Raw genomic sequence first — 24,420 nt, 5'->3', positions numbered from 1 at the left:
ATTAATTATCATATAAACCTTATGAACCATAAAAGAAATCTATTAGTAGCTGATGAGGCTGGTTTTGCAAGAAAGATAGCCTTTAGTTTAGTTTTATTTGTTTCTGCCTTTGTTTTGAGTAGTTGTGGTGGGGATAGTACTGATCCTGCCGATGGTAACTGGTATCAGATTGAATCAGGTTATAATGGGGTAGCTCGTTATGGTGCAGTTTCTTTTATGATTGGTAATAATGTATATTCAGGACTAGGAATTGATAAAGAAGGTGATCGTTTAAGTGATTTTTATATTTACAATGCAGCCAATGGTTATTGGGATTCTGTTAAGGTTGCTTCTTTTCCTGGTGTGCCAAGAACTGGTGCTGTTGCATTTTCAGCAGGTGGGTTTGGATATGTTGGCTTGGGTTACAATAATGATACTGAAGGTGACTATTTAGCTGATTTTTATAAATATGATCCCACCAAAAATACATGGACAAAAATCAAAGATTTCCCTAGTGGCCGTCAATTTGCTGTAGCTTTTGTAGTAAATAATGTAGCGTATGTTGGTACAGGTATAAATGATAATTATCTCCAGGATTTTTATAAATATGATGCTGTCAATAACGAATGGCTTCCAATAAGAACTTTTGGTGGATCTAAGCGATATGGTGCTACTGCGTTTACTATAAATGGAAAAGGATATGTAGGTTTGGGCATTAACAACGCAGTACCTCAGAAAAATATCTATGAGTATGATCCTGAACAAAACACATGGACTAAAAAAGATCAGCTAACTGATGAAGGTGACTTTAGTGCTCGTAGCCAAGCTGGAGTATTTATATTGAATAACAAAGCCTATATATTTATGGGTACAAGTGGTAGTGCTCAGTTAGGTGATATCTGGGAATATGAACCAACAGCTGATGTTTGGAATCAGAAACAGAAAATTACAGATGATTGCGGTAGTGGCCGGTCTTTCCCATTGGCATTCTCCTATGATAATAAAGGATATATCATGACAGGAGCTTCCTCTGCAAGTTCAGGCTCTGCTTTGGATGATATGTGGCAATTCACACCAGATGTAGTAAAAGTTGATTGTGCTGATGAATAATCAGACTGTCTAAAGCTAAGTATATATAAAGAACTACGAATAGTATGCTTTTATAAAAAGGATATACTATTCGTAGTTTTTTTTTGATCTTACATGAAAAGATGATTGACGTTATTTTGCATAATCAATTATCTGCTATATTTAAATAATAGAGTTGTGTGAGTATAAGTATAGTTTTGCTTTATTATTTTATGTTTTAATCTAAAGTAGTGCTTTTGATTTCCTGTATTTCTTTCTAAACAGAAATAATATTTATGCTACGTAGTAGTAGTATCTGAATAGAATGTCATACAGGTATAGAAATCAAATGCTGATACTTTGAATCTATTGGAGACTCCATACCGACCATTATTTGTGAGCGTATCAGATCAGCAACTTATTGAGGCAATTCGAAAAGGCGACAAACAGTCTTTTGAGATTGTATTTAAACAATATTACAGAACTCTTTGTGAGTATGCCTTTACCATTGTTAAGGATACGGATGAGGCCAGAGATATTGTACAATCCATGTTTCTGAAAATATGGGAAAGGAGAGAAGATTTAATTATTACACTTACATTAAAAGCCTATTTGTATAGAGCTGTCCACAACACATGCCTCAATCGTATCAAGCATGAATCTATTAAAACAAAATACATACGTCAAAGTATTGGTGATGGCCGTCAGGAAGTAAAACAACCAGAGGCATTTGCGAATGAGACAGAGAAAAAAGTGATGAAAGCCATTGATGACTTGCCTGAACAGTGCCGCATTATTTTTAAGCTAAGCCGCTTTGAGGAAATGAGTTATGCTGACATTGCACAAAAATTAAATATTTCTGTGCAAACAGTGGCTAATCAGGTCAGTAAAGCCTTGAAAGTGTTACGAACACAATTGACAGATACAGATTAATCTTTGTAGAAGCCATTCAAGCTTACTGTTCTACTAAACAAGATCAATTATAATCAAACAAGAGTATAAAATGAAGAATTTACAAGAGCATCAATCTATGTGTTGGATATATAACTAACGATTCTTATTTAAACATGGTATATACTCTCAAACAAACCTGTTGATATTTTTTATTTACCCATTTATAAGAGCCTATTGATTATACTTTACGCTTTAAAACGATAGTTGCAGTGGAAAATGAACCTAACATAGTTGTAACAGATGAGTTGATTGCCAGGTATTTAGCAGGAGAAGCAGATCCTATGGAAGCTATCGCAATTGATGACTGGCAAGAGAACTCACTTGAAAATCAGCTTTATTTTCAACAGATGAGGGCGGCATGGCAGGCTACCCGTCCTGAAAGAAATTTTGTAATGCCAGATATAGACCAAGACTGGAAGTTATTAGATACATTGCTGGATCAGCCTCATGATACTTCAGAAACAAGTAGTGAGAGAATACCTACACCTGGGGTACAAAAAACAGTAAACAGTAACTGGTTTTTAAGAGTTGCTGCTTCTATGCTTATTGTTTTGGGAATTGGGGCTATTTTTTATTGGATAGGAGGGAAACCTCGCACCAGAGAAATGGCTTCAGTATCTTCACACGATGCTAAGATACTGGAACAGCGATTACCTGACAACTCACACGTGGTTTTGAGTGCCCATAGTACTTTAACCTATGCCAAAAATTTTGAGGGAGATACACGAGAAGTTAAATTAACTGGCGAAGCGTATTTTCAGGTAACACCAAATAAACAAAAACCTTTTATTATTCATACAGATAAAGCAGAGGTCAAAGTAGTAGGTACGGCATTTAATGTAGATGCAACCGGCAATGCTGTTGTAATAAGTGTAACTTCCGGAAAAGTACAGTTTTCAGCTGCTGATACCAGTGTATACCTTGTTAAAGGGCAAACAGGTACATGGCAGAAAAATTCCCGGACCATTGAAGTGACATCTGTTGTGAACACAAATGCATTAGGATATGCTACCCATATGCTTGAGTTTAAAGAAACTCCTCTGAAAATGGTTATTTCTGATATTGAAAAAATGTATGCATGCAAAATCTCATTAAAAAATAATAATTTAGCGGACTGTAAGTTTTCCTCAATATTTGATAATAGTTCTCTTGATGAAGTACTTGGTACACTTAAAGAGTACTATAGCAATGATAATATTAATTTAGAAATTATTAAAGTTGGTCCGAATGAGTTTAGTCTGGAAGGAGGTAAGTGTCCTTATTATTAAAGCAGGGGTATTGGTATGTCTTATGGGATGTGTAAGCCTGTCTGCATATGCACAAAATCCTTCTTCTGGAAAGAGAATAACAATGACCTGTGAAAAAATTCCTGTAGAACAGGCTCTTCAACGCCTAGCCCAACAAGCTGGCGTTTTTTTTGTTTATAGTCTACACTTTGTAAACGCGAAACAGACTGTTTCTTTTTCAGTAAAAAATGAACCGGTAGATGATGTATTGACTCGGGTATGCGATCAGATAGGATTATTATATAAGAAGCAGGGGAAGCATGTCATTCTGAAGAAGAAAGCTGGTACTCCTATCACTGTCGCAAAAGCACAAACCAAAAAGACTGTAAGTTCACCTACTATTGCAAAGAAATCACCTACTGAGAAACTGAATCCTGATACTGCAAGGCCAGTCATAAAGGAGATTACACACATTGCTACAATACCTGTTGATACACAACTTATTTCAGTGTCAGATAGTATACTTTTATCAGATACTCTTCTTACTCTCTCTGATACTGTAACTACGGATACATTACTTGTATTGGAAATGCCAAATTCTTCCAGAGATTCTGGCCTGTCAACAGAAGATACAATCAAAGATGAGGCTGACTCTGTTCTGGCTCTCTTTCTTTTTAGAAATCATCAACCACTACGGCGTATCGTAACACCTTCCAGAATATATAACTATAAGCCACATACCTCTACTAAAAGATTTGCACATGGTGATGACATAGAGTTGTTCTTATTTGGAGGGCGCATGGGCATTGATTCTGTAACACAAGATTCTCTGCAAACAGATAGCCTGGCAAAATCTAATTCCATAAAAAGGAATGCAAATAAATCTACTACTGATAAAAAAGTATCTACTCGTGTTAAACGCTATAAAAGACCCTTTGAGTGGGGAATAGATGGTAGTGATTTTATAGTGGGTGTAGGGGTAACAGGACTCTATTTGAATGATGTAACCAACTTTGCTGCAGAACTACAGGTTGGTTTGCGTTCCATATTTGGGGTATTCAATGTGGGGTTTTTGAACAATGGGATGACACGTTATGGAATAGGCATAGGTGGATTATTTCCTTTAGGGAATACATCCAAATGGTCAGTAGGGGGAGAATGGACAAGTGCCAGATTACATAAAAGAGAAGAGTATGTAAAGATCAAAAATATTTATTCTTATACAAATCCCTATATCCCCCCTTACTACTATACAGATGTTGAGTTAACTAATTGGTATCACCGCTTGAACTTATCAGTTCGTAGACAAATAATACGAAATGCAGAGATAGAAGTAAGTACTGTATTTCATTGGTTAACAACACGATACAAAAAAGAAGGTCGTGAGGCTAGTAAGTATGCGGCTATAAATGAAATTGATCCCTTCTTTCCAAACGAACTTTCTCCCAATAGAGTGCTTTCAAAAAAAATAGGTGATGTACAATCGGTTTGGGTAGGAAATCCAAACGATTTTAGAGAAGGAGGAAGAGAAATGTTGCAAACCCGGAAGACAAAGCTGTGGCTTAGCCTTCAGATTAGTGCCTATTATACTTTTGACTTCTCCAGACGCAGATAATTCCATCTACATTTTTTTAGCTGTTACTGGTTTATTATACAAAGAAGAATAGTAGTTGATTTTTGATTGGATGTCTTATAGATGTTTAATGAAGTGAATGTATCATTAAGTGTCTAGAGATATGAAATCGGTTTGTGTTCGATTGTCGGCGATTTCAGGTTGTTTTGTATTAATCTGGATTCTGGCATGTAACAGACAACATACTATAACCTCACAGGAAATAGCAGATGCGCAAACAATTGCCATTGAAAATGTCCAGTTATTGGCTATTGTAAAAGATGTACTTGATATCACACAGAAAGGGTTGCTAACAGAGGGCTTGCTGAAATCGAATAACTCTACAAATCAACATACAACATATATAACAGAATGTAACCCTGTTATGACCAGCAACTATACCAATATTAGTCATAATGGTGATACACTTACCTATTCAGGAACTATCACAATGGACTATGGAGATGGTTCTGCCTGCGCAGATTCTCTAAAGACACCTAAAGGAAAGCTTATTGATACATTCTTTGTTACAATTATTGATAGTGACATAAACAAAAGATCTCCATCTGTTTCTTATTTAGCAACTATCTCATTCGAGAATTTTCAGAAGGACAATATAATTCTTAGCGGAACGATTACCTCTCAGTCTGTTGATCAAATAACTACTGTTACTTCAGAAGATGCCAGGCTAACTTACACAGATGGATCTTCGACTTTTTGGAATGGTGCATTGACTTATGTCTATCACCCCTCTGAGTATAAAGAAGATGATTGTTGGATAATCTCTGGCTCACTTACAGGTATTTCCCGTATAGGTACTGCTTTTATGACATCCATATCCAAAGATATTATCTATACAGGGCGCTGTCAGAATAGTGGCAGGCCTGTAAGTGGTAACATAGAAATAATCAGCAATGGTGTAACCTCTGTAACTGATTATGGCAATGGAATATGTGATACACTGTACACGGTAACAGTAAGGGAAGCCGCCAAAAAATACAAGTCTGACATATAGCAATTCTTACTCTAGCTATCCCATTTTCCAAATTTCTCTGATATGAAGCATACAGTACCCAAAAGTATAGGTGAAACTCTTCTTTTATTACTTTTTAGCCTGGTAAGCACAATGATTAGGTATGACCATTATGTATGTGATATGAAATTTGTACGAGAGCGTTCCAGTGTACCTCCACATCAGATAAAACCACTACATGAAACACTGGATAGCGTATTACGTAAAGAGAATTTTAAATAGAAAAGTAATTTTTGCTCGATTATTTTCAACAAAAATTTATTCATAGGTAGTAGTAATGCCAAGGTTCCTTGTCTCTAAGATAATACTATTGAATAAGTGTTCGATTTTGGAAGTGAGATAATTATAAAAACTTGTCAGTGACTCTTTGAGTAGTTTAGTTAAATACAAGCACCTGCAACAGTTCACCGGACTAAGGTTTCGCTTTTTTCGGTGATGCTGATTGTTGGGAATAAAAATTTTATGTGCCTCAGGATAAGTAAGTTTAATTAAAGACAGTACAGAACTCAATTTAAAATGTATGAAAAAACAATCTTTGAAAGTTCAATGTTTGTACACAATATTTTTTCTGTTACTTCTTTCCCTAGGATTTGTGTCTTGTAAGAAAGATAGTGAGGCAGTTACACCAGATACAGTTGATGTGAGAGATAGTGCTTATTATTATTCTCTGGTCTATTATTTATGGAATGAAAAGCTTCCTGACTATGCAAAATGGTCTGCTACCAACGGAGATTTGATCAGAAGTTCTGAGACTACATTCAAACCCCAATCTTTTGCGAATGTAGATAGTATCATGAGTGGTTCTGCTGGTATCCGTTCTTATAGTGATGTGGGAACCTCTGGTAAGCATCTTGATAGATATAGTTTTGCCTATACACAAACTGACTGGGAAAATACTTCTTCTGGAAGCAATGCTGGTTTTGGATTCAGAAGGGGATATCTTTCTTCTACTGATCAGAGAGTTGTATATGTGTATAAAAATTCTCCTATAGGATTGGCAGGTGTACAACGGGGTTGGCAGATTTTGAGTGTAAATGGAGTTGAAGCAACAGCAGCAAATAAAGAAGCATTTTATAACTCACTAAACAGCAATAGTACTTCCACATTTGTTTTTAAAACGAATGAGGGGATACAAAAAACACTAACATTAACCAAGGCATCATATAAAGCCAATTTTGTTCAAAAAGATACAGTAATTAGTGCTGGAGGATTGAAAATCGGATACATTGCTTTAAGTAGCTTTTTGGGAGACAATGATGGAGCAGATACAGAAGCTGAACTAGATGCTGCCATAACTGATCTGAAATCCACAGGAATTACAGATTTAGTTATTGATCTGAGATACAATGGTGGGGGATATACATCCGTATCTGAATACTTTGCTAATTTGGTAGCACCTGCTAGTGCGAAAGGAAAAGCTATGTATAGTTATAAATACAATGCATTACTGACTGCTGAGTTTAAAAAGGCTGGCTATACAACCGATATTAATTTTGATACAAAGTCTGCTAATTTTAATCTGACGCGTATTGTTTTCATTACATCAGAAGAAACGGCGTCTGCCAGCGAGTTGCTTATTAATAATTTGAAGCCTTATGTAAATGTAACATTAGTTGGTTCTACTACTTATGGTAAACCTGTAGGATTTCCTGGAATTCTGATAGAGATGAGTAAAACAGATGTAACACAGAATTACTATGTGTTCCCAATAGCTTTCAAAACAGTAAATGCAAACAATGAAAGTGATTATTTTGATGGGATGACTGTCAATATAAGTTCAACTGATGATTATTCTAAAGATTGGGGTAATCCGAATGAAGCATGTTTTAATGCAGCCATATCCTATCTCACTGGAGGCTCATCTACCCGGCAATCTGCCCGTATTTCTTCTGAAAAGTTGAAGCAATTGAATCTGAATACCAAAAATGAAAAGTTAGGTGGTATCAATGAAATGATTACCACTGATAAAATACCTGTGTTGCCTTTTAAATAACTCTAATTGCTTTGCTAACAGCACTTCATAGTGTATAAAGTGCTGTTAGCATTATTTGCCATTTTTTCATCTTTCTAAACTTTTTCTCATTCGCTGTTAGTCAATTCTGACAATTTCTGAGACAAAGCGCCACACCAATTTATAAACAGTACATATACGTTGCCTTTATCACCAGTAGATAAGGTAAGAGATCGCTTATCAACCTAAATACTAAGCATTGTATATGAGTAGTACTGTATGTGTGCGACCTGTTATGTCACAGGTAGTGCATTCTATAATCTTTAATCAATACCTAAGATGGTGTATTTTACTGTTTCTATGGGGATTTACTATTAGCCCCTCTTTTGCTTCTCATATTGTTGGAGGAGAGTTTTATCTGATTCATAAAACGGATACTAAATATGAACTCGGTCTGAATCTTTATTATGATGAGATTAGTGCTGCTAGTCCTGAATTAAAGCAGGATTATATTCGGGCTACTATATTTCGTAAAAGAGATAATCAGTTTATGCGGAATGTAGATCTGGGGTTATATAAAAGTCAGAGCCTTCTTACCTACAATAACCCTAGTTGTGAAAGGCGTGATAAGGTTAGGAATAGTCGCCTGTGGTATTACACAGAAATTACTCTTTCTGGTGATACATATAATGATTCTGAAGGGTATTATGTGGTTTGGGAACGTTGTTGCCGAAATGCCAATATAACCAATATTTATACTCCCAATGAGGTGGGAAATGCCTTCTATATGGAATTTCCTGCAGTGAGTCTGAATAAACAATCTTTTATCAATAACTCTCCTGAGTTTGGTGTGATTACGGGTGACTATGCCTGCATTAACTCTCCATTCTATTTTGACTTTAGTGCCACAGATGCAGATGGGGATTCACTGGTTTATACATTAGTTACTCCTTATAAAGGTTATTCAGATGCTTGTAGTGGTCGAAATTGTGTTTGCCCGGATAATTGTCCATACCCTGCTGACCCTGTACAACAAGATCAGTTTGGAAATCAATATATAGATCCTGATCCGCGCAATCATTCTGCACCATATCCACTCATCACCTGGGCACCAGGGTATAGTTTGACTAAAAGTACTCCGGGGCCTATACCTTTATCTGTTGGAAGCAGGACTGGTATTATAACCTTTACAGCCGATAAACAAGGCTTATATGCATTTGCCGTATTGTGTAAGGAGTATCGGAATGGACTTCAAATAGGTGCTGTTCAAAGAGACTTTCAAATTAGTGTAATAGAATGTCCTATAAATAATGCACCTATAGTAAGTTTAGAAGATAATAAATCAAATACATATGTTGCTAATCTGAGTACAGTAGAGGTGAGTACAACAGACAGCCTTTGTTTTAAAGTTGCTCTGACTGATAAAATATCAGGAACCCAATTTGGTAGTTCTACGCTGGCTTTAACGCTGGAGGCTGTTAACTTCTCTTCCAGTCTGGTTTCTTTATCTCCTACATCCGGAGTTATCTATCAGGATAGTGATACAGTATGGGTAAACCTGTGTTTTGAGAAATGCGCAGCAGCAGAAATAAATCAACCATTACAAGTGAAACTGGTAGTTAGAGATGATGGGTGTGGAGGAGGACTGTCTGATACTCTAATTGTAAATTTTAACTTTGAGCCTTTAGTACAAGACTCTCCTGTTATACTAACCACTTTGGCTGGTAATCAGGCAAGCATATTTGTACGCCAGTTGCTGCAATTTAATGTTATTGCTACCAATACAGGAGATGGTGCAATTACTGTTAATGCTGTTGGACGAGGATTTGATATGGGAGCAGTCGGGATGAAGTTTGAGAATGGGAAAACAGGTGTGGATAGTGTAACTGTGCCCTTTTCCTGGACGCCTGATTGTAGTGTGCTCGATGTAGTGAAAGACAATACATTCATTATTGATTTTTTTACACAGAATGAAAATTGTAAAAATAAGTATGATACCACAACCGTGACCATTGTTGTTCAGGATTCTGTAGTAGATCATTCTTACTTTCTACCTGCCAATGTATTTACTCCAAATGGTGACGAATGGAATCCTTACTTTGAGATGTCAAATAATGAAGATAGTACCAAGAATCTACCAAAAGACAACTGCAAAGAGAGATTTGATCGAATAGAGATGTACAACAGATGGGGACGATTGATATTTACCAGCCATGACCGGAATTTCAAATGGGAAGGTGCCCAATTTCCGACAGGCAGTTATTATTTCCTGATTTATTATACTACCCGAAGGTACAAAGGGTGGGTTTCTTTATTAAGATAAAGCAAATCTCCCTGAAAAGAAGTACTCTTCAGGGAGATTGTTTATTGTGTTATTGTGCCTTCCAAGTGAGTAATACCGTTATTTCCTGACCTTCATCCTCTGCTGTTGCTTTTACTGTCAATGTGCTTGATGATACTTCAACGACATCATATACGTCTACTTCAGAACCATCTTTAATAGTAAACTTTTTGGCATTTTGATCATACGTCCAGGTGCTGGTTGAGGAAGTAGGTTCTTCATCGGGACATACTTGACCTGCTTCACCACCTATAGTTCCATCTGATTTAAATATGGTAATATCATCTTTGGCGCATTCTGGCATAAATACTAGCCAATCAGGGTCTGCTGTGCCATCTCCATCGAGGTCAACCGCGGGACTTACAATCATAGATGACATTTTCCAGCGTTTCCCAACAAAAACAGGATCATTTTTTGAAGGATCTGGTTCAGAATCTTTCTTACAGGAGGCCAGGCTCCCTAATAGAGTCAAAACTAATAATGCCAGACGTACATTTGTTACTAATGTTTTCATAGTGCAGTTGTTTGTAGTTGAAAATGTTTGATTATTACTATGCTACAAAGGTATATTCTGGCAGAAGAACACTCAATTACAGACAGTATCAATTGGTGATTTTACGTATGGAGTGTCAGATTTGTACTACGTATTGTAAATACAGGTGTCTATTGCATAAAAAATATCCCCTGATAAGGCTGGAAAACAAGTCTTATCAGGGGATACACGTATTGATGATGTATTTTAAATCAGCCTAGAAGGCTATTGAGCTTGTTGCTTTGCGTCAGCTTTAGCTTTTTTCTTAAATGCTCCTTTCAAAAAGAAACTATACCGCAATGCATCCATGCTTTCATCTAGTTTCTTTGTACTGGTTTCTACGTTCTGAATAGTTCCTTTCAATTGTGTGGCAAACTGTTCGTCATTTAATAGCATCCCTAATGCATTGTTATTACGGTTAAGGTTATTGCTTGCCTTTTCAAGATTTCCACTTATTGCAGATGCTGAAGAGGCTGTAGTTTGAAGCTGGTTAACAGAACCTTTTAATTGATTAAAAACAACAGTATCTGTAAGAAGTTGGTTGACAAGGCCATCTTTGTTATTTAGTTTATGTGTAAACTGTGACAAAGAAGCAGATGCCTGACTGGTTGTAGCAGATACTTGTTGAAGGTTAGAAACAATGCTCTGAAATCGGTTAGCCAGGGTCGAATCTGATAACAATGCGCCTACAGTACCTTTACCGTTAGTAAGGTCATTACTTAATTTCTTAAAATCTGTGGTAATTGCCAACAGGTTTTTATTATTCTCCTGCAAGGTCTCCATTATGTCATCTGTACTGAGAGCTTGTTCAATCTGTAGTCTGTCTCCTTCTTCTACTACAGGAGCTTGCGGAGTTCCACCATAAACTTCAATAATTTTGTTTCCTATCAGACTTTCTGACCCAAGTCGTGCCTTTGAATCTTTATGGATGTACTTTTGTACATCTTCTTCTATTTTAAGTGTCACCTCAACCTGAGACGTACCATACAGTTGCAGTGATTTTACAGTACCAATTTTTACTCCTGAAAACCAGACGTTGTTTCCGGCTTTCAGCCCTGCAATATTATCGAATACTGCTTTTACTTCGAGGGTTTTTTCAAACCGTTTCTGTTTGCCTCCCAGAATAAAAATTCCTGCAACCAATATAATGATAGCCAAGAGTACGAACACTCCTACTACCACAGATCGTTTATTGTTTTCTGCTGTTCCCATAGTTAGTTAATCTGTAAAGTTATAGTCATAAAAAGCTTTCACTCGTTCATCTTCTGTTGTAAATACCTCATCAAATGTGCCTTGGCGCTGAAATTGCCCATCAAGCAGCATAACAATCCTGTCACCAGTGATTTTAGCACAGGTAAGATCATGTGTAATGATAATAGAAGATGAATGAAACTTTTGCTGAACCTCATTGATCAGGTTATTGATATCCATACTGGTAATGGGATCAAGGCCCGCTGTAGGTTCATCATATAGCATAATTTCAGGTTTCAAAATTAGTGTTCGCGCTATCCCTATGCGTTTACGCTGACCGCCTGATAGCTGGGATGGCATTTGATTGATTGTTTGAGATAGTCCTACATCTTCCAGGAGTTCTTCTACACGTTGGTTAATTTCGCTTTCACTCAACCCTTTTTCATGGCGTCTTAACGGAAATTCCAGGTTTTCACGAACCGTCATACTATCATACAAGGCACTATTCTGAAAGGAGAATCCGATCTTTAAGCGCAGTGCATCCATTTCTTTTTCTTTTATACCCGTAATTTCATGGTTCAACACATTTACAGAACCTTCATCAGGTTGTAGTAATCCTGCAATGATTTTAATTAAAACAGATTTTCCCGTTCCTGACCGTCCTAATACTACCAGATTTTCTCCCTGATATAAATCCATATCTACGCCTTTGAGAACGTCCAGTTCACCAAAGGATTTCTTCAAACCCTTGATCGTAATGACTTTATTCGTAGTATCTATTTTGATATTCTCTTTCATAGTTATTATATATCTTATCCACGTAAGGCATTCACTATCTGCAATATCAATAGTTCCTCAATGAACACCAGAAACATAGAGGTCACAACGGATGAATTGGCAGCTTTTCCTACACCTTCAGTTCCTTTTGAAGAATTGTATCCTTTGTAACAACCTACTATGCCTATTGTGAATCCGAATACAAATGCTTTTATGACTGATGAAAAAATGTCAAGAAATGTAATGGCATCAAATACCTGATTAATATAACTCTTAAAGCTGGTTAGTTCATTGGCATGTATGTTTACATATCCCCCCATGAGTGCTACAATCATAGTATACATGGTTAGAGTAGGAATCATGAATGTAGTAGCCAATACCCGTGATACAACCAGAAACTTAAAAGGATTGACGGCTGATACTTCCATAGCATCAATCTGTTCCGTTACCTTCATTGATCCAAGTTCCGCCCCAATATTTGAACCGACTCGTCCTGCTGCAATCAGGGCCGTAACCAGTGGTGCAAGTGCACGTACTATTGCTACTGCGATAAGAGCTGGAAGAAGCGCTGTTGCACCTAAGTCAGCAAGAGAAGGACGTGATTGATTGGTAAACACAATACCAATGATGAATCCGGTAAGAGAAATTAATGGCAGAGAACGGACTCCAACCTGGAAACATTGATTTATAACCTCTTGCCATTCATAAGGAGGAAGAAATACTTCTTGAAAAAAACGAACGACAAAACGATAAACTTCTGCCAGATTAACAAAGATCTGATCCAGTTTGCGGGAGAGTACATATTTGTTGGCTTTTTCCAAGCCTTCTTTAGGAGCATCTGTATGCATCTGTCTGGTTCTATAAGAATAAAAAAGTTACATATTACTAGTGTCCAATCATATTGACACTAGCATAGAAAAAATCGTACCTGTAGATTTTATAGATCAATTGTGGGTAAGAATGTACGGCCAATAATGCTTTCAGTTCTGTAAATATGCTTGTGATGATGCTATGCGGGGAAGAACTATTGACTTTATATCAGAGAACACAGCCAGAATCTTTTTACCACTAAAAAATTACTTATTTAGAGAAAAGATGGTAGCTAAAAAGAACTGACGGTGGACTATTAAAAAAAAATGCTGTTTGAATCAGAGAGTAGGTCTGAGTTCAAACAGCAGGAAATAAGTATATTTTTTGTCTTGGGAATTAGTGTTTTTTCTTTTGTTGGCCTGGAGCAAACGATTTTGCAGATTGGCTACCTGCGGCCTTCTTAGCTTGTCCCGGAGGCATTGGCTTGGCTGGAGCAGGTTTAGACTGTTGCACCACAGTAGTACGTTTTTCCACAACACAGGAAGTAAGTACAAGGGTTACAACTGTTAAAGTTAATAGGGTTCTGGTTAAATAAGTAAACATAGCTGGTTGTTTTTTCGTATTCAATCAATTATATATTTTTTCTTTATCAATGAGATTTAGTGTACAATCACTGCATTTTTAACATCTACTGTTACACGGGCAGTAGTACCAAACATATTACCGAGATTGTATTTATAATTAATGCTTTGACCTGGGATTAGGTGTTTAGGTATAGTAATAACTTTTGTTGGTTTTTCGGTTCCTTTCTTTGTATAAATTCTGTAGATAAGCTCTATGTCCTTGTAAGAAGCAATAGAAGCACGATTTGTTAAAGTTCCTTCTACAACTGTTTGGTTAAGACCATTTTTTTTCCAAGAGAATGTGTTTACAATAAACTGCTTTGGTGAACGGATCTCATGCAGATAAGTAGCATTGTTTGACTCTGTCCACTGTAAAAAGCTCATACTAGCTACCGTTGACTGATTTAGTATTCTTTCCTGTTTTTTGAAAGTGGCTTTCTGTTTAGGTAGCAAAATTGCCTTTTTTGAATTATTCTTTGTCTCACTGAATTCAACTTTACCCGTTACTACAGTAAGTTCGATAGTTTTATCATTCGTGTATGCTTTCAGATCAAAAGATGTTCCCAATACTTTCGTTTCGGTGCCTCCTGCCTGAATGATAAATGGTTTTGTCTTATCTTTTTCTATTACAAAGAACCCTTCACCAGATAATGTAACTCTTCGGTCACTTTTTCCAAAATCTGGCTTATAACTTATTGTGCTGTATTTATTTAACCATATTTGACTACCGTCAGGCAAACGAATCTCTTTGACAGAATCAGTAGATTGATACGTTTGAACATCAATCTGGTTAGCTGTCTGAACAGATTTATTTGTGTTAACATATCCTGTAGTTGATGAAATAGCAGTGCTTTTAGTTGACAAGCTATCTTTTAAACCATAACCAACAGCTAAAATAAGTACTATTGCCGCAGCTGTTTGCCAGTAATATTGTTTATACCAAGGCCTTAATTCAATAACTTTTGTTTCATTCTGTAGTTTTGATTGGAAAGTATTCCATTGATTATCTGTTTCCCAATCAATTTCTTCAGAGGAAGTTTCTGACAATTCCCATATAGTTTGAATGTCTTTTAACGTTTCCTGATGTTCAGGATTTCTCTCTCTTGTTTTATATGCTACCTTTTCCTGGTCTGTCAATGGCTCGTTGGTCAGGTACTTTGCGAGTATTTGCCAAATGGTATTTGCCATAGTCAGAATAAATGTTTTGCTGATTGTATGAGTAAAACAGTTGAGAAGAGATTTACCCCTAAAGAAAAGTGAAAAAAATATTTATTTTTTTTAGAAGGTTGATAGTCAATAGTATATGTCGTCATACTTTTTCTGTTATCCAACTGACAACTAAGAGAAGTATACTTATGAGAAATTCCTTGCTCAGATAAGGTTTGAGAGCAATTCGGAGTTTTTCCAGTGCTATACCCATTTGATTTTCAACGGTTTTGACTGAGAGGTCAAGTTGTTCGGCAATCTGCTGATACTTAAGACCTTCTTGTCGTGAGAGCAAATAAATGACTTTGCATTTAGGTGGAAGGTTATCTATTGCCTGCTGTACTTTTTCATGAAGTTCATTAAACAACACTCTGTCTGTAGTATCATTGCTCACAAAGTCGTTGCTTTGCTGGATATATTGATGAATAGTGCGTTTTTTTTGGATTCTTTCTAAATGATTTAAGGAAACATGTGTAGTTGATTTATAGAGATAACTTCTGAGTTGTTCTCCCCATTCCAACTCTTCACGGTTTTTCCATAACTTTAAGAACACTTCCTGTACAATATCCTGAGCCTGTTCTTTATCTCTTACAAATGTATAGGCCCAGCGACACAACTCCTTATGGTATTGTTTAAATAAAGTTTCTACGGCATCGGAATTTACTTTTTTCATCTCTGTCAACTTCAATATTCTACAAAGATGAAGAAAAAAAAGTATTGGAAATCTGCTGCTTATAATCCAGCTGTATTTACATAAATTAATCAGGTTATATTTTGAGTAGTATTGCAAACTTAGCCATATAATCTTTTAGTTTTTGGCTCATTCTATAAATGGTTAGCTTGTGGGGATTTATATCTACATATGGTGTTTGCAATGATAGACCTATAGATAGGATATAAAATATAATGAACCAATGTTCCAGGAAAAGCCGAGGAAGAATCTCTTGAAGTGGTATAGAATTTGTTCCGATTTTAAATTACACTTTTTACTTTTACAAGCTAACATTTTACACCCAGCCAGTACTCAATTTATTCATAGGGTGAGAATTTTCTTTATCAGTAATATAGTCTGAGATCTATTTTGTATTCTTCTGTCAAGGTAGAAGATTAACATTCATTATTATGAGCATCCCTTCAGATATAAATCCCTTAAATACTTCAGAGAAAAAGCCTATTGAGAAAACAAAGCCATTACTTACTGTTTCATCAGAGGTTGTAACCTCACTGACAAGCCAGACAGAGACATTATTTGGTTTCGGAAGCTGGCAGTGGATAGTAGAAACAGAGCAGATGGTTTGGTCTGACGGGTTGATGCATCTATTCGGATATGGACCAGAAACATTTGGCTCTAATTATAAAGATCTCTCATTTTTTACAGAACATTTGCACCCTCTGGATAAGGAAAGAGCAATTAGTTACTTGGTGGAAGTAAAACAATTATCTGCCTGGATACCGTTAGAGGTCAGAATTCTAACTTTTGACGGAAAGCAGAAATGGATTTCTATCAAAGGACAAATTAGTCATATATATAGTACTCCAACATGGATTTGTCTGATAGAAGATATCACCTCACAGGTGACAAGTAGACAACAGGAAGAAAAGGCAGTTAAAAGATTGCGTCAGCAAGAAAAGTTGTTTCAATGTGTAGAACATAATTTTCACTATGGAAGCCTGGAGTGGGATCTGGATACAAATGAGGTAGTTTGGTCTGAGGGGATGATGTCTTTGATGGGTTATACACCAGAAACATTCGGTAATAATCCTTGTACACCTGATTTGTATTTATCTCATTTGCCAGCAGAGGATGTTCAGAAAACGACAACAATGATAGAACATTATAAAACTACTCAAAACTTCAGTCCTTTTGAGCAACGGGTCATAACCAAAGATGGAAAAGAAAAAGTTCTGGCAGGAGAATGGAGCATTAGCTCTGAAGAAAGAAAAGTAATATGTCTGCTACATGACATTACTCAGGAAAAGCAGAAAGATATACAAATTGAGCAACAGGCTTGGGCACTGGAAAATATTTTTCGGAATACTCCCACCAGTATGTGTGTGCTGAAGGTAGTATATGATGAAGAAAAGCAGATATCCGATTTAGTATATGTGTATGTCAGTCAAACTTTACAGGAGCAAACCAGACTTGCTGAAAGTGAATTGATAGGAAAAAGCATGTTGCAGTTATTTCCTGAGGTCAAGAATTCACACTTCTGGCTGGCTTATCAGCGGGTGCTTATAACAAAGGAATCTGAACGTTTTGAAGATTTCTATGAATTTGACGGCTATCAAAACTGGCTGGAAGGACAGGTTGCTTATTTGGACGACCATCATTTGTTGTCATCTTTTACGATAATCAATGATTTGAAGCAGATCCAGCAAGCGTTGGAGCATCAATCTGCTTTGTTTGAAAGCGTAATTAATAATTCGCCAGTTTGTATCGTTTTATATAGAGCCATCCGAGATGCCTCTGGACAGATCATAGACTTTGTTCATGAATTATCAAATCCTGCCAATAGTCTGATAACTGGAAAAACAGAGGAAGAATTGATAGGTAAGTCATGGTTGACTCACTATCCGGAGAATAGGGTAAATGGCTTTTTTGATCTGTTTGTTTCTGTTGTAGAAACAGGCAGAACCGAACGAAAAACTTTTTTGTATGATGCACATAGCATAAAAGGTTGGTTTGATGGAAATATTGTTAAGCAGGGAGATGGTATACTGTTCACATACCAAGACATAACAGCTCTAACACAGCAGCAGCAACAAATCGAACAAACTAATCTGGAATTGACACGGTCAAATACTGAACTGGAAAACTTTGCCTATGTAGCTTCTCATGATTTACAGGAACCATTACGAAAGGTTAAATCGTTTAGTAGCCTCTTAGTAAAGGAATACAGTACATTATTGGAAGGAAATGGCCAACTGTATATACAACGTATGCAAATGGCTGTTGAACGCATGCAGACGCTGATCAATGATTTACTTGAATATTCCAGAGTTGGAAGATTGGAAGAGGGATACCAGCAAGTGAATCTGAATGAATTGATTACAAAAGTATGGATGCCTCTGAAGGAGGAAAAAGAGAATACTGGAAAGCTGATAGAGTTTACTATAGATGAACTGCCAGAAGTGCATGCTATTCCTTCCCAGATAAATCAGTTATTTGCTAATCTGTTGGGAAATGCTGTAAAATTTTCGAAGCCGGATGAACCGCTGACTATTCAAATTAGAAGGATGCCACTGACAGAGGAAGATAGAGGCAATCTACGGTTTGTCGAACAAACAGAGTATATCAAAATTGTTGTAGAAGATAATGGTATTGGGTTCGAACCTGAACACAAAGAGAGGATATTTGGTCTTTTTCAACGATTGCATGGCCGGAGTGAATATGAAGGTTCAGGCATTGGATTGGCTATCTGCAAAAGGATTGTAGAAAATCACAAAGGATTTATGTATGCAGACAGTGAACCTGGAAAAGGGGCACAATTTATTGTATTACTTCCGGCTTGAAACATCACTATATGCTTTAGAGAAAAGCGTATAGTGATGTCTTATTAGGCATACTGTCTTTGTATTTTTCTGCGGGCAGGTATTAATGTTTGTGCAATTGAAACCATATGCATAAATGCTGCAGAAGGAATAAATACAGAAAGTAAAAGTAAATAGGGCATTGTGCCAAACTGTGGTGCAAATGTATGCTCAAGGCCACAAAGCTCAGGACAAATTAATGTAGTCATGAAGACAAATGTCTCTACTGCCAGCAATCCTAAACCCAATATATTCCATCCAACCAATGTTTGGGTAGACATAGTCTTTGAAATATATGCCATACATCCAACAACAGGAGCAGTGATACCTATAAGAATGCTCAGATTATATCCTTCAAAAGTAGCGTGTGCAGGTATTACTCCCTGAACATAACTTCCATAAATTAATAATTCAACAGCAATTCGTAATGTCTGTCCATATACAGTCATTGGTTTGGGAAAATACATTACGAATACTTTAAATTTATTAGACAGGAAAAAGTAAGTAAGAAATCCTGTTATAGGCAACAGTATCAATACAGGAATGCGCAAAGGTGATTCCATGTCTGTCAAAATATTACTTGTAGACAACAAAGTAATATAACCTAACCAGCCAAGCACAGCCAGTATAGTATTGCGTTTCCATCTGCGAACTCTCTGGGAGTTTTCATTTCTTTTACGGAACGTAGCTTCCATCCCGTGTTGCCAGAATGCCAGCGTGGCAATCAATAAGGCAACAAATCCAACCGTAATCATAATTTTCAAAGTGTAGTTGTAGTATTAGAAAAATCTAGTATTCTATTAGTATCTATTTTCAACGTGAGGGAAATATCTACTATGCAAAAATACTTGCAATCTCCTTGCCATAATTTGCATTGTATTGATAATCAGTGCTGTGTATGTTTTTTGTGTTTTTTGTATGTCCGGTTCCGGACATATTTATACGATACTGAACGTATCTGACAAAAAATAGCATGGGAGAGTTTCTAAGAACAGTGCAAAAATACGAAAAAATTGGATTAGATGCTAACAGCAATGATAGGATTGATCAGAATTTGATCTTAAATGCACGAAAAAGGCTTTCAATTGACATTTACAAATAGTAGCAGAATCAGCCTTCATGTGTACCTCCTGTAGTATAAATGCCATAAATGCTATCATTGAGCCGGAGTATTACAATTGATGTGCATTTTTATTCAATTCATAAAGCTATCCAAACATTTGAAGATAGACAGGATTGAATACCTCTTGATGATCGTGTTGTTTTGTATCACTTATCGAAAACAACACGATTCAAACTAGTTACATTCTAATCTTTTATCTAAAAACAACTATGAAAACACGTTTCTTCTACCTGACTCTTTTCCTATTAGTAGCAGGAATTTTTACATCTAAAGTTCAGGCCCAAGAGGTCGCAGGTACCAAATATCTGAATGCTGGCGTTGGGATAGGCAGTTTTAATGCAGGCGGAATTCCTTTGGGCGTATCATTTGAATACGGCTTGAAAAATAATATTAGTGTAGGGGCATTTTTTGATTATGCCCGTTACGGAGAGAATTATGCCGGATATAAATGGCATTATACATTTTTATACTTTGGAGGGAGAGCATCTTATCATGCTAACGAATTGTTCGGAATTTCAAACGAAAAGTTAGATGTCTATGGAGGATTATCACTTGGATTCAGGAGTGTATCCTATAAAGACAATTCCGGATACTACAATGATTATTATAATCCATATACTAATAGCCTCATCTTAGGCCTTCATGCTGGTGCACGGTATATGTTATCTGAAAAAGTAGGAGGATTTGCAGAGGTTGGGTATGGAGTTGCTGCCTTACGTCTGGGTGTGACAGCTAAGTTTTAATCTATACTGAACAAAAATGATTCACATATCTGATATTTTATGACAGAGGTATCACGTATGTGAATTTTTTAAGTGCTAAAAAGTGGTTATAAAAATACAACTATGAAAACAATAATAGGAGTTTGTGGGCTTATCCTCTTAGCAGGATGGCTTACAGCTGCTCGTCCTGGAGATGCACTGAGTGACCTGGGCATGAAGATGTATGATGTTGAAACTGGTGTACTGGAAAATATAAAGAATGAAAGTGCCTGGTATTTTTCGTCGTCTTCAACCATGCGCAAGATAGCACGCCAAATACCGGAGAGTGCCAGAGCAGAAGCTGTAAAGGCTTTAGGAAAGGTTGTCAGATCCTATGTAGAGTCGCCAGAATTTAAGAAGCAATATGTAGAGTGGCTAAAGAACAAATATCCTGTTGATGCACCTACTGCTGCTGAAAGAGAACTTGAAAGCGGTGCAAGTTCAGAAGCAACAAAAGCTGCAATGAATGAGCAAGTGGCTACAGCTCAGCAGATGTTTGCACAAATGCCTGCCTCATCACTGGCTATGGGACTTCAGGCTCAGATCCAACAGGCAGAGGGTGAAATAGCCTCTCTGGAAGGAGAAGAAAAAACTGCCAGGACAAAAGAAGTAGCAGCACAGAAAAAGATGCTGGCTATATCTAAATCTAATCCGGAAGAGTTTAAAAAGCAGTATGTTGCTTATATGAACAAGTATATGGCAGGGGAAGTTACAAATAGGCTCACTGAAGATGAAGAACGAATGAAAGAAGCTCGTATCCATATGGAGAAACGGAAAAAGCAACAGGCCGTTTTGGACGCCCATTCTGATATAAAGCCTACACTTCGTAAACGCTTGCAAGACTTTATTGTATTATGCAACTCTGTAGACTTTACTGCCAAGCTGACCTCAATAGGGTATAAACAGGAGTTTGTCAATCCTGCCTATCAACGAAAGTCTTCCGAATGGAAAATGCTTTTCCGGATAGGTAAGACTGCTACACTATCTGCACGTAATTTTGCTCAGGAATGGCTGTCTCAATTAAAATAAATAATAAAAGGTACAGATATCTGTACCTTTTATTATTTCAGGATTATTACTGCCCTTAGCTGGAAAAGTTAATGATTTTTGTTTTCCAGTTCAGAAACCTTCCGGGTATATTTTTGAAGTTCCTCAAATACGGACTGAATCTTAGCTTCATAGAGTTCTACCTGCTGAGTACGGTGCTGCAATTCATCATAGGTAGACTTCATTTCTTCCTCGTAGCAGGCTATCATTTCTGTATGCTCCTGCATTTCCAGTTCCATAAGCGATTCTTTGGTAACATCTGTTGCCAGTTTGATGATTTTATAGAGGGTTCCTGTTGCATCTTTAAGTGGAATATAAGATGCTTGTAACCATACAGCTGAATGGGTTCTGGTATATCTTTTGAACCGGGCAGTATTAGGTTCTCCTGCTTTTAATTTGTCCCAAAAATTAGAATATTCCTCACTTTCCGCATAGACTGTATCTACAAACAAACGATGGTGTTTCCCTTTTATATCATTTGATTTATAATCCATCAAATGCAGAAAGTTCTCATTGGCATTGAGAATAGTTCCGCGTATATCAAATTCTATGATTGCAAAAGTAGTATCAATACCTGTGAACATATTATTTAACTCCATCTCTTTTCGTCTTAGTTCTTCCTGAACGACTACCAGTTGGTCCAGCATTTCCCGTGTACTGCTTTCTTGTGCATTCATCTGCTCTGCTTTAACACGGCTCTCTTCCAGTAAATACTGCATTTGTTCAGTAATTTGATAATCCCTTAGAGTTGCCGCAATATTTTCAGCAATAGCCTTTACAAATTCAATTTCATAGGGTAGAATGGCGGAGAAGGATGCTATTTCAAGTATTCCTTTGATTTCATTCTGTGTTTTTAAAGGAACAATAAGTAGAATACGAGGTGTAGATTCTCCCAATCCGGAAGTGATACGTACATAGTTTTCCGGTATTTCTGTGAGATAGATGATATTGCCTTCCAGAAACGCCTGCCCTGTTAACCCCTGACCTGGAAGGATAAATACTGGCTCTTCCGAATGTTTATTTCGATTGAATGCATGGCAAGCCATCAGTTCCAGTACTGCCTGTGAATCTTGTTGCTTTACTAAAAAGAGTGACCCCTGATTCGCTTTGAGATATCGGATAATAAAACTGAGGATATTCCCGCTTAATTCTTTTATATTTTGATTGTTGCGCAGAATGGAAGAGATAGTTGTCAGGCCTTCTGTTTTCCATAATTGGATAGTGTGATCTTCCTGCACCTTCTGCAACTGATTGCGCATATGAATAAGTGAATGTCCAAGACGATCTTCAGGGCAAAGATTCGTAAGTGTAACGCTTAGATTCCCTTTGGCTATCTCGTCAGAAAATAGGGTTTTTGTTTTCAGTGAGTCGACCATTTCACTTACTGAGCTACTAATTTGTCCTATCTCGTTGTTGCTTTTCAGATTTTCAGGAATAGAGACGATAATACCTCTGGCTACCTTTTCCAGAACATCTCTCAATGTATCAATGTATTGTACCTGCAATAAATTTTTGCGGATAAGAAGATAGGTAATGGCGACCATCGCACTGTTAGCAAACAATACAATCAATAATACCTGTAGGATCTCTCCTGACAGACACATTGCCAATGTAAACTTTGTTGGGGATACCAGCGTAACAGCTTTCCAATGATTCTTCGCATTAGAAAGAATTCCATTACTGGTTGCTTGCTGGGCAATCATATTTCTTTTATCAGAAGATGCCTGATGAATCAATGCATTTTCATCTGCCTGGTAAAGAAGCTCTGGCTGTTTTTTAAAGAAGAGATCACGATCTATGGCTGTTAACTTTTCATTGTGTGCACCATACAGGAGTATCTGAGCTTGAGGGTCTTTCTTCTGAAGTTCTGTTTCTGTGTCCTTACGAATCTTTTCTGCGGTTTTCTGCCAATTGGCAAATGTATACCATACACCAATCATCTCACCTTCCGGATTTCTAACAGGAAGAGCAAAGGCAATACCTTGTCCGGATGATTTATACAATTGTGCAACTGTTGGATCTACTATAAGGTCTGAATGCCAGACATCATCAGTAGTGGTACTTTTTAAAGCTCCTCTGAACCAGTCTGTGTTGTACATATTACTGCCAATAAGACTAGTTGAAGGCAATGGAGTGTTCTGGGAGTTTTTGGTATTGACGGCAATTACATTACCTTCCATATTACAAAGCAGCAATAGATCATAAATGGATTGGTACTGCATCATTTGATTCATGAATTCTTCCAGTCTACTATTTGCCTGAGGATTTACCACAGCTTCCGTTAGAAGCGAATTGTAGGCAAATGCCTTATTATTCATCTGACAAGCATACAGAGATTGGTCTATTTTATCCAGAACAGTCTGAGAGGTAACACGGGCAGTAACCTTCTTTGCCTGGTTTTCTGATTCAATGATTTTATGGGTAAAATAATAAAACAGAGTAATGAGCATACCAGCTATGATGGTGCACATACCCAGATACAGGCGTGTAAATAAACGTTGATTCATACAACATATCTATGTTGATTAATAAGATTTATTAGCTGGTTTAGCCCAGTCTATTTTAACAACAATCGTGGCGTCACATAGAAAGAGCTATGTGATAGATGAAACAAAATAATCTGTTGGTTACCAGTCAGATAATAGGTTAATCGGT

General features: G+C 36.9%; 20 protein-coding genes. 11 read left to right on the top strand and 9 right to left on the bottom strand.

Annotated elements, in window-relative coordinates; all coding sequences use genetic code 11:
• The first annotated feature begins 21 nt into the window (after positions 1-21).
• The 8 genes from QNI15_RS07925 to QNI15_RS07890 all read left to right on the top strand — a co-directional run bounded on the left by QNI15_RS07925 (position 22) and on the right by QNI15_RS07890 (position 10,146).
• On the top strand, positions 22-1,089 hold the full coding sequence (locus QNI15_RS07925) for a Kelch repeat-containing protein (RefSeq protein ID WP_313996499.1): 1,068 nt from the start codon (positions 22-24) through the stop codon (positions 1,087-1,089).
• A gap of 318 nt (positions 1,090-1,407) precedes the next feature.
• The gene (locus tag QNI15_RS07920; protein WP_314031272.1) at positions 1,408-1,980 is read left to right on the top strand and encodes an RNA polymerase sigma-70 factor; all 573 of its coding nucleotides are present in this window, start codon (positions 1,408-1,410) and stop codon (positions 1,978-1,980) included.
• Between the two features lie 230 nt (positions 1,981-2,210).
• Complete coding sequence (locus tag QNI15_RS07915; RefSeq protein WP_314031271.1) at positions 2,211-3,269, top strand: FecR family protein; 1,059 nt, start codon at positions 2,211-2,213, stop codon at positions 3,267-3,269.
• On the top strand, positions 3,229-4,842 hold the full coding sequence (locus QNI15_RS07910) for an STN domain-containing protein (RefSeq protein ID WP_314031270.1): 1,614 nt from the start codon (positions 3,229-3,231) through the stop codon (positions 4,840-4,842). The genes QNI15_RS07915 and QNI15_RS07910 overlap by 41 nt, the downstream gene beginning before the upstream one ends.
• 121 nt (positions 4,843-4,963) lie before the next feature.
• On the top strand, positions 4,964-5,854 hold the full coding sequence (locus QNI15_RS07905) for a hypothetical protein (RefSeq protein ID WP_314031268.1): 891 nt from the start codon (positions 4,964-4,966) through the stop codon (positions 5,852-5,854).
• Positions 5,855-5,896: 42 nt separating this feature from the next.
• On the top strand, positions 5,897-6,094 hold the full coding sequence (locus QNI15_RS07900; RefSeq protein WP_313996489.1) for a hypothetical protein: 198 nt from the start codon (positions 5,897-5,899) through the stop codon (positions 6,092-6,094).
• A 298-nt stretch (positions 6,095-6,392) separates the two neighbouring features.
• Complete coding sequence (locus QNI15_RS07895; protein ID WP_314031267.1) at positions 6,393-7,865, top strand: S41 family peptidase; 1,473 nt, start codon at positions 6,393-6,395, stop codon at positions 7,863-7,865.
• A gap of 223 nt (positions 7,866-8,088) precedes the next feature.
• Positions 8,089-10,146: a T9SS type B sorting domain-containing protein gene (locus QNI15_RS07890; RefSeq protein WP_314031266.1), complete on the top strand. Its 2,058-nt coding sequence runs from the start codon at positions 8,089-8,091 to the stop codon at positions 10,144-10,146.
• Positions 10,147-10,195: 49 nt separating this feature from the next.
• Here QNI15_RS07890 and QNI15_RS07885 read toward each other — a convergent pair whose 3' ends face one another.
• The 7 genes from QNI15_RS07885 to QNI15_RS07855 all read right to left on the bottom strand — a co-directional run bounded on the left by QNI15_RS07885 (position 10,196) and on the right by QNI15_RS07855 (position 15,976).
• Positions 10,196-10,678, bottom strand: coding sequence for a lipocalin family protein (locus QNI15_RS07885; RefSeq protein WP_313996483.1), 483 nt, complete (start codon positions 10,676-10,678; stop codon positions 10,196-10,198).
• Between the two features lie 243 nt (positions 10,679-10,921).
• Complete coding sequence (locus QNI15_RS07880) at positions 10,922-11,908, bottom strand: MlaD family protein (protein WP_313976199.1); 987 nt, start codon at positions 11,906-11,908, stop codon at positions 10,922-10,924.
• A 6-nt stretch (positions 11,909-11,914) separates the two neighbouring features.
• Positions 11,915-12,685, bottom strand: coding sequence for an ABC transporter ATP-binding protein (locus tag QNI15_RS07875; RefSeq protein WP_314031265.1), 771 nt, complete (start codon positions 12,683-12,685; stop codon positions 11,915-11,917).
• Between the two features lie 14 nt (positions 12,686-12,699).
• Positions 12,700-13,512, bottom strand: coding sequence for an MlaE family ABC transporter permease (locus QNI15_RS07870; RefSeq protein ID WP_313976203.1), 813 nt, complete (start codon positions 13,510-13,512; stop codon positions 12,700-12,702).
• A 358-nt stretch (positions 13,513-13,870) separates the two neighbouring features.
• Positions 13,871-14,077 carry a hypothetical protein gene (locus QNI15_RS07865; protein WP_313976205.1) on the bottom strand — a complete coding sequence of 69 codons (207 nt, stop codon included), beginning with the start codon at positions 14,075-14,077 and terminating at the stop codon, positions 13,871-13,873.
• A gap of 56 nt (positions 14,078-14,133) precedes the next feature.
• A complete protein-coding gene (locus QNI15_RS07860; protein WP_314031263.1) occupies positions 14,134-15,285 on the bottom strand; it encodes a FecR family protein in 1,152 nt (383 codons plus the stop codon).
• Between the two features lie 121 nt (positions 15,286-15,406).
• Positions 15,407-15,976, bottom strand: coding sequence for an RNA polymerase sigma-70 factor (locus tag QNI15_RS07855; protein ID WP_313996477.1), 570 nt, complete (start codon positions 15,974-15,976; stop codon positions 15,407-15,409).
• Between the two features lie 449 nt (positions 15,977-16,425).
• On the opposite strand from QNI15_RS07855, the gene QNI15_RS07850 reads away from it, so the two are divergent.
• Positions 16,426-18,816, top strand: a complete 2,391-nt coding sequence (locus QNI15_RS07850; RefSeq protein ID WP_314031261.1) for an ATP-binding protein — start codon at positions 16,426-16,428, stop codon at positions 18,814-18,816.
• A 44-nt stretch (positions 18,817-18,860) separates the two neighbouring features.
• On the opposite strand, the gene QNI15_RS07845 is transcribed toward QNI15_RS07850, so the two are convergent.
• The gene (locus QNI15_RS07845) at positions 18,861-19,589 is read right to left on the bottom strand and encodes a hypothetical protein (RefSeq protein ID WP_314031260.1); all 729 of its coding nucleotides are present in this window, start codon (positions 19,587-19,589) and stop codon (positions 18,861-18,863) included.
• 577 nt (positions 19,590-20,166) lie between these two features.
• On the opposite strand from QNI15_RS07845, the gene QNI15_RS07840 reads away from it, so the two are divergent.
• Entirely contained in the window at positions 20,167-20,700 is a 534-nt protein-coding gene (locus QNI15_RS07840; protein WP_313976214.1) for a hypothetical protein, read from the top strand.
• A 102-nt stretch (positions 20,701-20,802) separates the two neighbouring features.
• On the top strand, positions 20,803-21,747 hold the full coding sequence (locus QNI15_RS07835; RefSeq protein ID WP_314031258.1) for a hypothetical protein: 945 nt from the start codon (positions 20,803-20,805) through the stop codon (positions 21,745-21,747).
• Between the two features lie 68 nt (positions 21,748-21,815).
• Here QNI15_RS07835 and QNI15_RS07830 read toward each other — a convergent pair whose 3' ends face one another.
• On the bottom strand, positions 21,816-24,272 hold the full coding sequence (locus QNI15_RS07830) for a PAS domain-containing protein (protein ID WP_314031257.1): 2,457 nt from the start codon (positions 24,270-24,272) through the stop codon (positions 21,816-21,818).
• Positions 24,273-24,420 lie beyond the last annotated feature (148 nt).

Source organism: Xanthocytophaga flava (assembly GCF_030068545.1).
In the GTDB taxonomy this organism is placed as follows: Bacteria; Bacteroidota; Bacteroidia; order Cytophagales; family 172606-1; genus Xanthocytophaga; species Xanthocytophaga flava.
Note: the sequence above shows the minus strand (reverse complement) of the source record. Positions and strands in the feature narration are given on the sequence as shown.

Coding starts and splice junctions, on each gene's coding strand:
- QNI15_RS07925 (WP_313996499.1), top strand. CDS start 22: ATGAACCATAAAAGAAATCTATTAGTAGCTGATGAGGCTGGTTTTGCA.
- QNI15_RS07910 (WP_314031270.1), top strand. CDS start 3,229: ATGAGTTTAGTCTGGAAGGAGGTAAGTGTCCTTATTATTAAAGCAGGG.
- QNI15_RS07905 (WP_314031268.1), top strand. CDS start 4,964: ATGAAATCGGTTTGTGTTCGATTGTCGGCGATTTCAGGTTGTTTTGTA.
- QNI15_RS07900 (WP_313996489.1), top strand. CDS start 5,897: ATGAAGCATACAGTACCCAAAAGTATAGGTGAAACTCTTCTTTTATTA.
- QNI15_RS07895 (WP_314031267.1), top strand. CDS start 6,393: ATGAAAAAACAATCTTTGAAAGTTCAATGTTTGTACACAATATTTTTT.
- QNI15_RS07890 (WP_314031266.1), top strand. CDS start 8,089: ATGAGTAGTACTGTATGTGTGCGACCTGTTATGTCACAGGTAGTGCAT.
- QNI15_RS07885 (WP_313996483.1), bottom strand. CDS start 10,678: ATGAAAACATTAGTAACAAATGTACGTCTGGCATTATTAGTTTTGACT.
- QNI15_RS07880 (WP_313976199.1), bottom strand. CDS start 11,908: ATGGGAACAGCAGAAAACAATAAACGATCTGTGGTAGTAGGAGTGTTC.
- QNI15_RS07875 (WP_314031265.1), bottom strand. CDS start 12,685: ATGAAAGAGAATATCAAAATAGATACTACGAATAAAGTCATTACGATC.
- QNI15_RS07870 (WP_313976203.1), bottom strand. CDS start 13,512: ATGCATACAGATGCTCCTAAAGAAGGCTTGGAAAAAGCCAACAAATAT.
- QNI15_RS07865 (WP_313976205.1), bottom strand. CDS start 14,077: ATGTTTACTTATTTAACCAGAACCCTATTAACTTTAACAGTTGTAACC.
- QNI15_RS07860 (WP_314031263.1), bottom strand. CDS start 15,285: ATGGCAAATACCATTTGGCAAATACTCGCAAAGTACCTGACCAACGAG.
- QNI15_RS07855 (WP_313996477.1), bottom strand. CDS start 15,976: ATGAAAAAAGTAAATTCCGATGCCGTAGAAACTTTATTTAAACAATAC.
- QNI15_RS07850 (WP_314031261.1), top strand. CDS start 16,426: ATGAGCATCCCTTCAGATATAAATCCCTTAAATACTTCAGAGAAAAAG.
- QNI15_RS07845 (WP_314031260.1), bottom strand. CDS start 19,589: ATGATTACGGTTGGATTTGTTGCCTTATTGATTGCCACGCTGGCATTC.
- QNI15_RS07840 (WP_313976214.1), top strand. CDS start 20,167: ATGAAAACACGTTTCTTCTACCTGACTCTTTTCCTATTAGTAGCAGGA.
- QNI15_RS07835 (WP_314031258.1), top strand. CDS start 20,803: ATGAAAACAATAATAGGAGTTTGTGGGCTTATCCTCTTAGCAGGATGG.
- QNI15_RS07830 (WP_314031257.1), bottom strand. CDS start 24,272: ATGAATCAACGTTTATTTACACGCCTGTATCTGGGTATGTGCACCATC.